The following is a 13,741-nucleotide window of genomic DNA, read 5'->3' on the forward strand; positions in this document are numbered from 1 at the left end:
GAGGTCGATTTATGCGAGACGAACGACCCATCATCATCATTCCGGAGGGCTCAAGAGAGGCCGAAGAAGGCCTCGCGAAGGTCTTCGGCATCGTTTTCTGGGCGGTGATGGCAATTGGCATTGTTGATCACACCCTGACGGTCGCCTGGAAATGGGGGCTGTCAACCGTGGCGGCGCTACGGGAAGATATTCGCAAGGGTGTCGAGGGTGATGAGGGTCTCCCTGCGGCAACGGTGCCTGATCGCCTCGATGGGAAATACCGCAGTAATGAATGTCGTGCTCGCTCCTGCCGAAGCGCAGGGTATTTAAGATCGGTGACTGCATCTACGCGGACAGTCCCGCGGCATAAGTCCGGTTCGTTGCAGCGCTGAGAAACCGCTGTGGCCGCATCGTAGACGTGCCGGAACATAGGGGCTACTCAAAAGTGGTCAGGCGCTCGCGGACAATCTCCCGCATCTGCGCCGCGCGTTCAGCGCCCGCTGAGCCGTCTGTCAGCGGGTACGGCAGAGTTAGATTAGCTAGACCGCGCTCAAGCGCCGCTACGAGTTCATCCATGGCGCCATCCGCGGCCGCGGCCGGAATACCCGCCGTGGCAGCAAAACGCTTGAAATCCGCTCTCTTCAACCGTTCGTCCTTGCCGCTGATTTTGAGCGCCATGCGGTCACTCTGCAGGTTTGGAAACACCCGCGTCGTCACTGCATCGTAGAGCGGCGCCATCCGGACGGAGCTAAAATCTCTCCGCCGTGGCTCCGCGATTTTGAGGACGGCCATGTTCTTCAGGTGCATATCGCCATCGGCGATCAACCAGGCAAACAGTGCCCGCCGCAAGATCAATAGCAGGTCAGCATCCGGGTCAGTAGAAAGCGGGCGTAGGGCGGCCGCGATCCGCTCCATGGTGCCTGTATATTTATCTTCCGCACGGACGCCCAGAACGGATGTCATGTCCTCAAGCGCCAGACGGCGCATGTCATCCAGGCTGGTACGGATATCGAACCGCTCAACCGCGAGCGCATGCGGCATGCCGTCTGGCATAGCGACGAGCGCGGTGGCGGGCACGACGAATCCTGCCGCCCGGCCAAGCTCCATAGATTGCCATTCGATCGCGGGCAGCGCCTCGAAACCCGACATTCCGGCCGGTTTTAGAATATGCGTGAACGGCCTGTTCGTACTGGGGATGAGGGTGCCGTCCGCATCGAGGAACATCGGCGCCTTAATTTGCACGCCAGAGAGGCGCGGTGTCGCGCCCGTCGCGAAGATCTTTGCAAGGTTCTGGTCAAACGTATCCTGGATATTGCCACGGCCCGGGCCGGCATAGGTCCCTGTGAACAGGTGTTCTGCCGTGAAACTATTCAGCCTCGTCAGCAGAATATCAGCTGGAAAGTCCGCCAGCTCGCTTCGCCGCTTTACAATAGTGATGTTCGACATGTAGCGCTTGCCGGTCCGCAGCTCGGCGCGCTCGTCCGGGTTGTTTAGCACCCGGTTCAGCCAGCCTTCAGGCAACAATGATTCAATGAAAGGGGGCAACCGGCCGGGCGTAGTCTGGCGCACGAGCGGCGGACCGTCGGGGGCGGACGCCTGCCATCGCCATTCGAATCCATCATGCGCCAGGTTGCCGATCGGCGCCCCATGCCATGCCACGATCAGATCGAGCGCGGCTTTGTTGGTGACGGCGACAGCGGCCGCCGGATTCCGTTTGAGGAAGCGTTCGGCGGCACTCCCTTCATCAAGCCAGTCATTGTCGCGGGCAAGCTTGAACACCGCATCGGCGGCGCTTTCCGGAGTTCCGTATTCTCCGATCAAGCGCGCGGCGATTCCTTCTTTCATCGCTTCGTCGAACGAGGCCGCGTGTTCACTACGGATGCGAAAGGCCTCCAGAAAACGCTGGCGCAGCGAAGACACGTCCACACGCAGTTCGCCCATGGCGTCGCCAACCACCGCCTGAGAGACGGAAGGGTGGGCCGGCGCTTTGTTCTGAATGATTTCGAGCGCCCTGATACGCTGCCGCTGCGCGCGGCGGCCGGTCAGGAACAGGCGGCCATCGCGCATCGGACCGAGTAGGACGGCGCTGGCGCCCGACAGGTAGGCGTTCGGATAAAGATACTTTGCGATGCGGACAGCATGAGTCCGCACCGTCTGGTCTATGTCGTCGTCTGCATCTACATAGATACCGCGCATCAACTGCACGAGCTTGCCGGCCTCCGCCTGGCGATGACCACGCATTTTGTCAATGTTTTCGCCGACGAGATGGAGAGGCATAGATGTAACTTTCGCGTATTTCAGATACGGGAAAGTTACATTGATTAGTTTGCAGCAGCAACATAAAACGAAACTATCGCGTATATGAAATACGTGAAAGTTTCGAAATTGGACACGCTACGCCTATTTGGTCATAATTAGCACCGTCGAGATTGGGTGCACACAGAGCTTTGTCAGTAATGACCGCGCCTTCATAAATATGGCTTATTCCAACCCGATTTCGGCCGGATCAGGAATGGTTTGCGCCAAAATCTCCTGGATGTTCTTCCGCCGTGAAAACGGCATATCCGGCGCAGCGGCAAGCGACGCGGTAATCGCAGCCTTCAAACGAGTCCCTGTCGGCACCAATTTTCGTTCGATTTGGGCCCTCCGATTACCGGCCGGTGCGCTTTCAGAGGAAGTCAGCGTCGATTTTGCCTTCTCAACTGCGTTGGGTCCTGGTCTTCTCCGAATGCTGCGTGCCACCTTCTTCGCGCCTGTCCCAGCGTTTTCAGTGGTCATCTGCATGTCCGGCGGTGCGGGCGCTTCGTCTGTCTCGGGGTCGAGATTTGATGCCTGATTATCACCCGTAGAAAGGACCGGAACTGGGAGTGTGACAACAAACTCCGTTTCCGGAACGTCAACCGGATGTTCCGCCGCATATTTTGCCGCACTCTTGAACGGTTCGCTGAGATGGTAGCGAAGCTTTGTTTGGAAGATCGGACGCTGACCCTCGACCAACAGGATGAAACGATCCTCCGGCATCTGCCTGATCTCCTGCGGCATCATCAGGTCGCGCTCGCGAATTTGCTCAACCCTGGTCCGGCGCGGCAGTCCCATCAGCTCAAGCGTACGCGACTCCGACTGGTAGCGGATGGTTCGCTTGCCGAGTGCCCGTGACGCATAGTCCGCGGTCGCTTGGTCGTTGGCGCCGAGGATGAGCTGCAAGCCGCAATTGCCGAGAAGCGAGTGTCGCGCCGTTTCTCCGTAGATCTCATCAAGGTTTTTGAGGTCCTGAATGACGAAGGCCATCTTGATATTGTAGCCGGCCACATAGGGCAGCTTGTTCATGATCTCGTCCATCTTCTTCAGCTGGCGGAATTCGTCGAGCAGGAAATAGACCGGGAGAGCATTTTCGTTATGCTCACGTGTCAGCAGATCCATTGTCTGCTGCACGAAGAGCGTCAGCAAGGGCCTCAGGATCGTCATGTCAGTTATATTCGGCGCCAGATAAATAGTGACCGGCCGACGTTGAAGCGATGCCAGATCGATGTCGGTCACGTTGGTGGCGGCAATAACGCGCTCATTGCGGAAAGGCGCCAGCGCTTTCTGAATATCGAGAAGGGCAGAGCGCGCTGCTCTTTCGTTAAGAGCTATATAGGCGTTGAAACTCTCGGACGTGAACCGAGAGAGGTCGGGCTCCTTCTCCTTGATCAGCTTCATCAGGACCTGCAGGTCGACGCCTGCGTTGAAGAAGCTGTTGACCTCGCCAAGGTCGCGCCGGTTTTTGTATTGCGGGCTTTCGAGCACATAGCTGATGACCCCGGCAATCACCTGCTGGGCGATACCCTGCCAGACGGCGTTCTCCGAACCCGATGTCTCAGGAATGAGAATACTCGCGATGTTCTGCAAGTCGAGCGTGCGGCTGCCGCGATCGGTCCGCACGAAATCTAGCGGGTTCCAGCGGTGCGTTTTCGCCGATCCTGGCGAAAACAAATAGACGCCACTGCCGTTGCTTGCCCGGTATCCGGCGGTGTGTTCGAAGATCTCGCCCTTCAAATCCGTGACGATCATCGAGCCCTTGTGCATCAGGGCGTTCGGAATGACATAACCGACGCCCTTGCCGGAGCGCGTCGGGCCGATCACCAGATGGTGGCGATCGTCCTTGCGGCGAAGAGTGTTGCGTCCGGCGCGGCCGAAAATATGTCCATCCTTGCGGAACCAGCCGCCGCGCCGGAGCGACGCCGTGTCCTGAAATGCGGCGTCTCCCAGCGGGTTAGCGGGCCGGCGCAGTCCAAATGCAGCCGCAGCAGCTGCGATAGCGATCGCCGGGACCAAGGATCCGATTGCCGCCAGCCGCAACGGCCGACTGTTTGAATAGACGAAGAACTGCTGCAGCGGCGCGAAGGGATTGGTGGTCGTCATCAAATGCAGAATTCGGCCATCCTTCCAGACAAGCTGGAGGATCAGACTGTAGCTCATCATCCAGACGGCTATGGCGATCAGCAGGCAGAACAGCAAATAGATTGCGAAATACGATCGGCTCATGTTGCGCGCCGGGCGTAGTAGATCTCCGATACACCACGGCGGCCACCGTCACGACGCAGCTGGATCACCACCGGTATCACCATCCGGATGTAGGACATCAGGTCCTGCTTTGAATAGCTCGACGACAATCCCGCCTGCATCATCATAGCGAGCTGCTCATAGGCGCCCATCGGCGTGTCGGCATGCACGGTCGACATGCTGCCGGGATGGCCGGTATTGATGGCACGCAGGAACGCGAAGGCCTCGGCGCCGCGGATCTCGCCAACGAATAGCCGATCCGGCCGCATTCGTAGCGATGCTTCCAGCAGCGATTGGATCGTCACATGCGCCGTCCCTTGATCGCCACGAGATGCGACGAGATGGACGCTGTTGCGATGCGGCGGAACGAGCTCGCGTGTGTCTTCGAGCGTCAGAATACGTTCATGTGCGTCGATGCTCTTCAGGCAAGCATTGAGAAAGGTCGTCTTGCCGGTTGACGTGCCGCCGCTGATCAAGATCGACACACGTTCACGAACCGCCGTCTCGATGAACTCATGGATGCGGTCTGCCTCAAGGAGCGCGATGAGCCTTTGCTCGATCCCGCTCAATCCGCCGACGGTGACCGACACCTTATCGAGCGCACCGGTGTCACGATACTGCGTCAGCGTGAAATCACTGATCACCTGCTTGCGGATCGAGATGGCGCCGCCGTCGGGCGCTGCCGGTGGAAGAATGACCTGAACGCGCTCGCCGCTCGGCAGCGTGGCACTCAGCAGCGGATTGATGCGGCTGATGAACTGGCTGCTGGCGGCTGCCACCCGCTCAGCGATATGTTCGATCTCGGTCGCCGTCAGGGCCGGGATTTCATGAAACGTCATATGCTGTGAGCCGAGACGCTCGACGAATACCTCACCCGGCCGATTGACGGAAACCTCGACGACTTTTGTGTCGGCGAGAAACTCTGCCAGCGGGGACAGTGCCCGCTTCAGGAAATAATGCGGATCATTGTCTGACGTCACGACCCGTGCCAAGGCCTCGCTCATGCTTGATCTCCTTCAAGGCTTCCTCGACCGGATCCGGATACATGGCGGAGAAGTCGAGATCCTGGCGGACATAGACGAAGATGCGCTCACCCTGGTGGACGCTGATCGTCGGGGGAATTTTGAGGTTCTCTCCGAGCGGTTGGTTGGCCATATCGGAGAAGGTTTGGGCAATCGTCTCCCGGGCCAGATCGGCGGCGCGATCGGAATTGGACTCTCCATTGCTGTTGCTTCTGGCGCTGTATTGGCCGCTGCCATAGCCTGTGAGGTAGGACGAGCCGGCGCCGACGATTGAGAGCAGGATGGCCGAGCCGAAACGCTCGCGCCATTTGTTGTCGACGATCCCGGTGAGGCCCGATCGGCCGAGGTTGTCCGTGCCGATGCTGTTCAGCCGAACCGAGACGCCGTCGTCGCGCAGCAGCCGGGTCCAGATGACGAAAATGCGCTTCTGTCCCCGGGTGATGTCCGACTGATATTCGCCGATCAGCCGCGTTCCCGTCGGAATGAGGACCCGACGGCCATCAAAGGAATAGACATCCTGCGAGGTGATGGCGCGAATCTGGCCGGGCAAGTCGCTGTTGATGGCGGTTTCGAGAATGCCGGGGATGAGCGTACCCTCCGGGATCATCGCATCCAGCCGGCCGATCTGGCGTGCCTTGGCCGAGCGGTCATCAATCGCCGAGGCTGTGGCGAGGAACTTGCTGTTGCGATCCTCGCCCGCCACAGTGGGTGCCCCCTCGGCAGCGCCACCAGCCAGCGAACCGTTGCCGCTGTCGGCTTTGGCCGAGTCGGCCACGATCTGCTTTGAGAGAAATCGCCTCGGGAATTCCTCGGCCGGCGGCTGCTGCTTCTGTTCGCCGGTTTCGACGGTAACGGGCGGCGGCGGCACATCGAATGCCGTCGTATCCGAATGGTCGTCCTTCTTTTCCTCCGGCGGCTCGGGAAGCTGGATGATGTTCTCTGCCGGCTTCTCTTCGGGCTTGTGCTCGTCGCGGAGAAAAGACGGCGGGCGGAAAGTCGTCGTGGAAAATTCCTCGTCACCCTGGAGAACATCCAGCGGACGCTTTTGCGGTGCGAAGACGATCACGTAGGCAAGTGCTGCCCCGCCGAGCAACAGTGCAGCGCCCCCGACGAGCTGCTTGCGTCGGGCGCCCCGATCGCGCACTTCAGTCTCGTCCGCAGCCAACATTGCTTCGAGTTCGGGCGATCGTTTCATCCGTTGCCGCTCTTTCTTCTTAATTTTGCCTTGTCGTCGGGCGCGGGGCCCATGATCGCTGGATCCGGGGCGCCGAAGTCGGGCTTTCTGAGATTGAAGATGCAGGTCCACTCACTGCCGTCCCGCAGCGTGTATTGCGTCGCGGTTCCGTCGACGACGATGTAGTCGCCCTCGCGTCGGAAATTGCGCAGCGTCTCGGTGAAGTCCGCGTTGACAGCAAAGATCGCGGGCACTCGCTGGCTGAATTTGAAGAAGGTCTTCTTGCCGTCGTCGAAGACCATGAGCGGCTTCAGCCGGCCATCGCCGGAAAAGGAGTAGTCGATGTTGACGTTGGCCTTGTCGATGCCCGAAATATTCGGGTAGCCGGCGCGGGCCTCCGCCTCCTTTTGAAGCGAGGCGTTCAGGTCCTTGTCGGGGTAGATGAAGCGAATGCCGAAGACCTTTTTGTTGTCCTCGGGCGCGTAGTCGTTGAGCTCGAGATAATAAATGCGCTTCGTCGTGACGACATTCATGTTGGTCGCGACGTTCTTCGCCTTCGGCTTGACGAAGAGGATATTGCCCTTGTCGGTCGGCACCACGTCCCAGCTGTCGGTGTCGCCGACGGCGATCGTTTCGAATTTCTCCTCTTCGTCGAAGATAATCATCGTCGAGACGCCGTAGGTAGCAAAGACGCGCACAACATTGTTCGGCTGATAGACGACGCTGGTGACGCGAGCATCGAGACGTCCTGCCAAAGGTGTCTCGGCAGCTCCGGCGCTGTTGGTGCCAATCATAGCTGCGACAGCGATGGCAATGAGAAACGGTTTGATCACTGGCCGCTCCCCGTCACCGTTTCCTGGTCGCGACGATAGTCGTAGACCTGGAAGCCTAGCGGGTTCTCGAACCGCCATTCGTTGGTCGCCGGCGTCTCGGTGTAGCGGTAACGAACCACCGCGATCCAGTGGCTGGTGATGGAATCGGTGTCGGAGAGCTCCGTGGTCGAAAAACGGACGATGCCGGTAGAGTTGTTCGGGAAGGTGACCGAAGCAATTTCCGTGGTGATGCGCTTGTTCTTGCCGTAGAGCTTGGCCGGGTTTTTCGGATTGGTGGCGCTGTAGAGGTCAGCCAACTCGCGGGCCGCATTGCCGGTCGACAGCAGTGCCGCGATCCCGAAATTCTGCTCGATGGCAAAGGGATCGTAGCCCTCGCGAGCCCTGATATACCGGACGATATTGGCCTGAGTGATCGCCTGCTGTTCCGTGAGGTTCGAAGGCCGCGTCAGCCCGCTCTTTACCTCGATATAGCCTGTGCTTTTGTCGACTTCGACGATATAGGGCTCGAAGCTCTTGAGTGGCACCAGCATGACGAGGGCGAGCAGGCTCAGCAGTGTGATGCCCCCGAAGATCGTTGTGACGAACCACGCAATCATGCGCGAGCGCTTCGCCTTTTTGACGATCTCCTGCTCCCAGATATCGCCGCTCTGATAATAGGTCCGCAAATTGATGTCTTTGGAATTGGCCATGGCAAATGACTTTTCGGAAACGGTTCCGTTTAGGTTGGCGTGCTATTTTGGGTGATGCGTGATTGCATGGCGGCGCGTGTGCCCGAGGCATCGTCATCACCGCCGTTTCGAAAGCGATCGCGCAGGCCGCGACCCGCCCGGAAGGCGGCACGACCACTGCTGCGCGCGGCATTGCCGGTTGCTCGCGGCAATCGCACGCCGGCAAAATGGGCGCTGTTGGTTGCGGCGCTGCCGATGCCCGTGGCTATCCCGCCGGCAATGCCCTGGCCGAGAGACTGGATGTAGAACATCACGAAGCCGCCTGCGGCGCAGAGCAGCAGGAAGCCGGCAATGTCCGCAAGCGTCAGCGTTCTCGAACCACTGGCGGCGTCGATCTTAGACAGTTCGGGATTCATCGCAGCGATCAGGAAGGCGGCGATGACGTAGATGAACAGCGGGATCAGGGCGTAGGTGAGCAGCTGGTTGAACCAGCCGACGCCATAGCGACGTGTTCTCTCAAACAGCATGCAGCTGATGAAAATCGGCGAGGTCCCGATCAGCGCCCAGAGCATCACCTTCGCGAGGATGAGAATGGCGAGCGCAATTGCAATGAAGACGCCGGCGCCGACCATGATGAGGATGCCGATCATGCTGGGCAGGATGGTGAAGTAGCCGGACTGTTCGGCAAAGGCCGAGGCCGCCTGGCTGGCGGTGCGCCAGATCATCGACATGCCATTGGTTGGCTCGGTAATCCCGGTGCCGGAGGCTGCCAGGATCGCGCGGCCGACGTCCTCGGGCGTGTCGTTGATCCAGTGATAGAAGAGGTTGTTGAAGTTGCCCCAGGAGCTGACCAGCGCGAGAATGATCATCATACGCACGATGCGCCCGACGATTTCGCCGACGCTGAGACGAGCTGTGCCCGTGACAAGCTGCACTCCGTACCAGGCGACATACACGACGAACAGCGTCTGCAGCAGCGGCATGATCTCGTTGCCGACGATCGTATAGGCTTTCTCCGAGAAGCTGGTCCCGGAGTTCTCGATGCGGTCGAGCAGATCGCCGAGGAAGTCTTGCATTGGCGCGTTCCTATTGGTGATCCTGATCCATCACGCCGGCTGCGGCGAAGGCTGCAGCCGGATCGTTCACGCGGCGCATCGGTCCGCACTCCTGACGCGGAACGTCCGCAAAGGAGGTGAGATTGGCCGGCCGCTTGCATGGGGCCGTCTTTTCCTTGACGGTGCCGCAGCCGACCACAGTTGCCGCGACCAGAAGGATGGCCGCGAAGCTTTCAAATTTTGCCATGTCAGTTCCCGAAGGCCAGGGCCTTCTTGGTGTTCGAGATATCGGTGAGACGCCGCTGGTTTTCCGCCTGCAGCGATGTGACGGCGCCGTTCATGACGCCGATCATTTCATTGAGCGTCAGGCCGGATTGAACCTGCAGCTGCGTGTTCTGGTCGATCGAGCCCTTGATGTCCTGCGCCGTACCGATCTGGGCTCCCGCCTTCTCGAAAGCGCTGCGCCGGGTTTCAATCGCCTGCTGTGACCCGTTGACGAGGGCTGATACCCCCAGCACCGTGTTCACCAGCTGCTCGTAGGATTTGTCGCCCGAGAAGGTGCTGTCTTCCTTGCCCGACAGCGATTTGACCAGCTGCAATCCGTTGATGAACGTTGTCGCGGTCCTGGCGATATCGCCGCCCATATTGCCGAAGTTCGGAACACCCTCTTTCAGGATGCTGTCGAAGGACGGCATCGCCGAGACGCTGAAGCCGCTCCCGACGGCTAGGTCCTTCAAAGGCGATGCAGTGCTGCCGCGATCGCCGGTGACCGCTCTTAGCGTGTCCTCGACAGTCGTCAGGATATTCTTGTTCGTGTCCAGGATCTGGTTGGTGGTCTCCGCGGTCTTTTTAGCGACCTCATAATTGGTCCTGTCGATCACCGGCACGTCGGCCAATGCGATCGCAGGCACAACGAGCAACGCAATGCCGATCGGAACGGCGGCTCTCATATCGGTTCTCCTATCATTGTGGCTGTAGCATCAGTTCAACCTGATCCTCGTTTCCCCGTTTCTCGATGCAGGCCCTCTTCTCATCGCTCCAGATAAGGTTCTGGCGCGGGTCGCAGAGACCAGTGACGTCCCGAGGTTTTTCACTCCCCTCGTCATCGGCCGTGCTTCGCGACGAGCCGGAAAGATTGGCCGAGGACAGGGCATTGCGAGCGTTGACAAGATCGGCCCATGGCGGTACCCAGCTTAATGACGTTGTTCATCATCTCGAGATTGGCATTGCGGACCGTGGAATTATGGTCCCAGCTATCCTGGATAGTGCCGGTCTTGACTTGACCGAGCTGTTGATACCAGCTCGCCACATTGGCTAGGCTGTCGCCGGTCGCCGCGGTCATTCCCATCGCGTTCAACGTCGAGGAACGCAAGCCGGTATAGGCCGTCTCGCCACCCCCGAAATTGAGGGGTATTCCCGACTTGTCGGAGCCCCCGAATGCCGGCAGCCAATTCTGTGTGATGCTGCGGACGTAGCCCTCCGTTTCCTTGAACGGCGGAATGCCGCCAAATTTGTTCACATTGCCCGGCCCGGCGTTATAGGCAGCAAGCGCCAGCGAGACATTGCCGTCGTAACGGAGAAGCTGCTGCTTGTAATAGCGCGCACCACCGCGCAGGTTTTCCTCGATGTTGTTCTCGTTCACCCCGAGCTGGTTCGCCGTCCCCGGCATGAGCTGTGTCAAGCCGGTGGCGCCGGCGCTCGACTTGGCGCAGGGGTTGAAGCGGCTTTCCTGGTAGACGAGGGCGAGGAACTGGTTTTCGTCCACGCCCTCCTCGCGGGCGACGCGTCGCACCAGACCGGAGATCTCCGGGTTGGCATTCGCTGCACCGACCGGATCGTTGTCGCGGCCCGCCCGATAGACCGAGCATGTCACCGAGGTGTGGATTGTATGGCGATCGTGATCTGTATCCTCGATGTTGTCAGTTGTCTTGTCGCGCTCCTTGTGTTCGCCGAGATTGATGTCATCGATCACCGGCACGTCGGCCTTTGCAACGCAGGAATTGAAACCGGTCAGAACCAACGCGAGGGCGAGGACGGGCAGGGAGCCTTGGTTCATGCGTCGCCCTCCCAATTACAAAAGGCGGGGAGCCATGCAGCCGCATCATCGCCGTGGATCTCACGCAGACGCGCGCATTCCTCGATCGTCTCCGTCCGTCCCGACAGGACCTTGATCAGATCTGGCATCGAGCTCAGATCGAGCCTGGCGATCACACTGTCATTGCCATGCTTGATCAGGAAAGCCCGCTTCTCCGGCGGCGTGTTGCGGATGAAGTTGAATTCCTTCACCGTCAGCCCGAACCGGCCGATGTAGCTTTCCTCATCAGCCCGCGGATTGGGGAAGTGGATATTGGTCGCCGATTGTTCGATCAGGGTGTGGGCCGCCGGCGAGCGGACGATGTCGGCGGCCGACTGCGTTCCAAATCCGACAATTCCATTCAGCTTTCGGATCGTTTTCATCTTATCGACGATGAAATCGCTAAAGGTCTTATCCTTCAGGAGCCGCCAGCCTTCATCCATGAAGATCATCACCGGCGTACCATTGAAGAGCTCGTCGAGGCGGTGGTAGATGTACATCAACGCTGGCGTGCGAACCTCGCCATTGTCGAGAATGCTGGTCATGTCGAAGCCGAAGGTGGTTCGACCGGAGAAGGACAGAACGTCATGGCGGGCGTTGAACAGCCAAGCCTTCTCGCCATCGATCCACGGCCTGAGACGCGCATGGATGTCGTTGGGATCGGCACGAGACCGGCCGGTCAAGAGACCGGAGAGGTTTGCCAGATTGCGCTCGGCGGCCGGTTCCTGCATCAGCCGAACGATGGCACGCTCGAGCACATCCTCTTCTTGTTGATCGAAATCGCCACCGTCGCCACGGCGCAGCATCGTTTTGAGGAGGCGCAGGAGGAATTCACGGTTCTCGCCGGTGTTTTCGAGCTGCAGGGGATTAAAACCGGTCGGCGTTCCCGGGGTGAGCACCTCATAGGTGCCGTTAATCGCCCGGATGAAAATCTCAGCACCGCGGTCCTTGTCGAAGAACACAGCCTTCGGCGTCGGCCGCACACGGAACGCTTGGGCGAGCAGAAAGGTCAGCGCCACGGTCTTGCCTGAGCCGGTCGGGCCGGTCACCAGGAAATGGCCGATATCGCGCTGATGGAAGTTGAACCGGTAGGGGGTCTGGCTGGTCGTCTCCAGGATGGTGACCGGACTTCCCCAATGCAGACCATCGCTTTGCCCGGATGCGAAATTGTGCATCGACGACAGGCCGGAGAAATTTGCGCTCGATAGCATCGCCTTGCGCGCGATGTAGGCGTGGTTGCCGGGAAGCTGAGCCCAGAAGGTGGCCTCGGTATTCAGATCTTCGCGCAGCCAGTTGATATTCATGTCGGTCAGGCAGGCGCCGAGTTCGGACACCGCCTTGTTGATGCCATGGAGGTCACGCGAGAGGCATAGCAGGGAGAGATGGTGGAAACCGAAGACGGCCTCCTGGTTGAGCAGGCTGTTCAGCGCAAAATCGATATCGTTTTCGACATCGCTGCCGGCCTCGTCGGAGGCGGCGATCTGCCGCTGGAGGCGGGTGATGCGCTCCTGGGCGACCGGCTTGTCGGCGATCGTGAAGGACTGGGTGAGGATGAACTCGTGGTTGACCTGGAGTAACCCGTCGAGCATGCCGGGGCCGGTAAAGGGAGGATATTCCTTGATCGAGAGCATTGCGCCATAGCGGTTCTCGTCCGGCGTGGCGCCCTGAGCCTGCAATGTTCGCCTCGAGAAGTGCAGCCTTGAGGTCCCGACGTAGTTGGCGATACCCATCCGCGGCAGGCGCATCTTCCGCGGGATGCCGCAGGTCAGAATGGTGTTCAGGAACTCCGCCGGCTCCGAATAGGGTTCGCCGCCGCGATGGATGACGCCAAGTGTGCAGGCTCCGTATTTGCTAAGATCGCGCACGATGTTGCCCGTCAGCTCCTCAAGTTCGCCGATGGCTTCGCGCAGCTGCTGGTCACGCAAATCGCGGCCGGCCGTGCGATCCAGCAGGCGCCGGAGTCTATCGCCGATCGCAAGCGGGCCGCGCATGCCCGATCTCACGATGGTGAGATAGAGCTCGTTGGTGAACATCCGTTTTTGCGCAAGAGCTGCCATGTAGCGGCGGTCGAGCGCAGCACAGAACGGGTCTTCGAATGCACCGTCCTGATCGGCGTCGACCTGACGGCGGATCACCGTCGACCAGATCGAAAAGCGGCTTGATCCGAGGGCCCGGATCATTGTGTTCTGAACGGCCGACCGCATATTGAGCTCAGCCTGATCCTCGGTCTGAAAGAACAGACCATCGAGCTTGATGATGCTGATCAGCGCACCGTCGGCGAGGTTGACGACGGTGTCCGCCACATGCCTGAGATAAGGGATGTGTTTCGCCATCGGCAGCTCGCGGTTGCCGATGGCGCCAAAACCGAGCTCTTCGCGCACGACCTTCAGCATG

Annotated in this window: 11 protein-coding genes and 1 pseudogene; 1 reads left to right on the forward strand and 11 read right to left on the reverse strand. The window is 59.7% G+C overall.

Features of this window, described 5'->3' with window-relative positions; translation table 11 throughout:
• The first annotated feature begins 11 nt into the window (after window positions 1-11).
• Window positions 12-371: a hypothetical protein gene (locus tag EFB14_RS23935; RefSeq protein ID WP_126829139.1), complete on the forward strand. Its 360-nt coding sequence runs from the start codon at window positions 12-14 to the stop codon at window positions 369-371.
• Window positions 372-414: 43 nt separating this feature from the next.
• Here the strand turns inward: EFB14_RS23935 and EFB14_RS23940 are convergent, their stop codons facing one another.
• From EFB14_RS23940 to EFB14_RS23990, 11 genes and pseudogenes are all read right to left on the reverse strand, one after another.
• Entirely contained in the window at window positions 415-2,256 is a 1,842-nt protein-coding gene (locus EFB14_RS23940; protein WP_126829140.1) for a type II toxin-antitoxin system HipA family toxin, read from the reverse strand.
• A 204-nt stretch (window positions 2,257-2,460) separates the two neighbouring features.
• On the reverse strand, window positions 2,461-4,503 hold the full coding sequence (locus tag EFB14_RS23945; RefSeq protein WP_126829141.1) for a type IV secretory system conjugative DNA transfer family protein: 2,043 nt from the start codon (window positions 4,501-4,503) through the stop codon (window positions 2,461-2,463).
• Window positions 4,500-5,525 (reverse strand): P-type DNA transfer ATPase VirB11, encoded by a 1,026-nt coding sequence (gene virB11 / locus EFB14_RS23950; protein WP_126829142.1) that lies wholly within the window; start codon window positions 5,523-5,525, stop codon window positions 4,500-4,502. Before virB11 ends, EFB14_RS23945 begins: the two co-directional genes overlap by 4 nt.
• Entirely contained in the window at window positions 5,485-6,738 is a 1,254-nt protein-coding gene (gene virB10, locus EFB14_RS23955) for a type IV secretion system protein VirB10 (protein ID WP_126829143.1), read from the reverse strand. Before virB10 ends, virB11 begins: the two co-directional genes overlap by 41 nt.
• Window positions 6,735-7,511 carry a TrbG/VirB9 family P-type conjugative transfer protein gene (locus EFB14_RS23960; protein ID WP_246719405.1) on the reverse strand — a complete coding sequence of 259 codons (777 nt, stop codon included), beginning with the start codon at window positions 7,509-7,511 and terminating at the stop codon, window positions 6,735-6,737. Before EFB14_RS23960 ends, virB10 begins: the two co-directional genes overlap by 4 nt.
• A gap of 35 nt (window positions 7,512-7,546) precedes the next feature.
• A complete protein-coding gene (locus EFB14_RS23965; RefSeq protein WP_126829145.1) occupies window positions 7,547-8,239 on the reverse strand; it encodes a VirB8 family type IV secretion system protein in 693 nt (230 codons plus the stop codon).
• Window positions 8,240-8,268: 29 nt separating this feature from the next.
• Complete coding sequence (locus tag EFB14_RS23970; RefSeq protein ID WP_126829146.1) at window positions 8,269-9,294, reverse strand: TrbL/VirB6 family protein; 1,026 nt, start codon at window positions 9,292-9,294, stop codon at window positions 8,269-8,271.
• 10 nt (window positions 9,295-9,304) lie between these two features.
• Entirely contained in the window at window positions 9,305-9,520 is a 216-nt protein-coding gene (locus EFB14_RS23975) for a hypothetical protein (RefSeq protein ID WP_126829147.1), read from the reverse strand.
• Between the two features lies 1 nt (window position 9,521).
• Window positions 9,522-10,223: a type IV secretion system protein gene (locus EFB14_RS23980; RefSeq protein ID WP_126829148.1), complete on the reverse strand. Its 702-nt coding sequence runs from the start codon at window positions 10,221-10,223 to the stop codon at window positions 9,522-9,524.
• 13 nt (window positions 10,224-10,236) lie between these two features.
• Window positions 10,237-11,329: pseudogene (locus EFB14_RS23985) on the reverse strand (lytic transglycosylase domain-containing protein).
• Entirely contained in the window at window positions 11,326-13,740 is a 2,415-nt protein-coding gene (locus EFB14_RS23990) for a VirB4 family type IV secretion/conjugal transfer ATPase (protein ID WP_126829149.1), read from the reverse strand. Before EFB14_RS23990 ends, EFB14_RS23985 begins: the two are co-directional and overlap by 4 nt.
• Between the last annotated feature and the right edge of the window lies 1 nt (window position 13,741).

The sequence above is a fragment of the Rhizobium fabae genome (genome assembly GCF_003985135.1).
GTDB classification, from domain to species: domain Bacteria; phylum Pseudomonadota; class Alphaproteobacteria; order Rhizobiales; family Rhizobiaceae; genus Rhizobium; species Rhizobium pisi.

Excerpts from the sequence above, each read along its gene's own strand:
- EFB14_RS23935 (WP_126829139.1), top strand. The coding sequence starts at position 12 with ATGCGAGACGAACGACCCATCATCATCATTCCGGAGGGCTCAAGAGAG.
- EFB14_RS23965 (WP_126829145.1), bottom strand. The coding sequence starts at position 8,239 with ATGGCCAATTCCAAAGACATCAATTTGCGGACCTATTATCAGAGCGGC.
- EFB14_RS23990 (WP_126829149.1), bottom strand. The coding sequence starts at position 13,740 with ATGCTGAAGGTCGTGCGCGAAGAGCTCGGTTTTGGCGCCATCGGCAAC.
- EFB14_RS23980 (WP_126829148.1), bottom strand. The coding sequence starts at position 10,223 with ATGAGAGCCGCCGTTCCGATCGGCATTGCGTTGCTCGTTGTGCCTGCG.
- virB10 (WP_126829143.1), bottom strand. The coding sequence starts at position 6,738 with ATGAAACGATCGCCCGAACTCGAAGCAATGTTGGCTGCGGACGAGACT.
- EFB14_RS23975 (WP_126829147.1), bottom strand. The coding sequence starts at position 9,520 with ATGGCAAAATTTGAAAGCTTCGCGGCCATCCTTCTGGTCGCGGCAACT.
- EFB14_RS23945 (WP_126829141.1), bottom strand. The coding sequence starts at position 4,503 with ATGAGCCGATCGTATTTCGCAATCTATTTGCTGTTCTGCCTGCTGATC.
- EFB14_RS23960 (WP_246719405.1), bottom strand. The coding sequence starts at position 7,511 with ATGATTGGCACCAACAGCGCCGGAGCTGCCGAGACACCTTTGGCAGGA.
- EFB14_RS23970 (WP_126829146.1), bottom strand. The coding sequence starts at position 9,294 with ATGCAAGACTTCCTCGGCGATCTGCTCGACCGCATCGAGAACTCCGGG.
- EFB14_RS23940 (WP_126829140.1), bottom strand. The coding sequence starts at position 2,256 with ATGCCTCTCCATCTCGTCGGCGAAAACATTGACAAAATGCGTGGTCAT.
- virB11 (WP_126829142.1), bottom strand. The coding sequence starts at position 5,525 with ATGAGCGAGGCCTTGGCACGGGTCGTGACGTCAGACAATGATCCGCAT.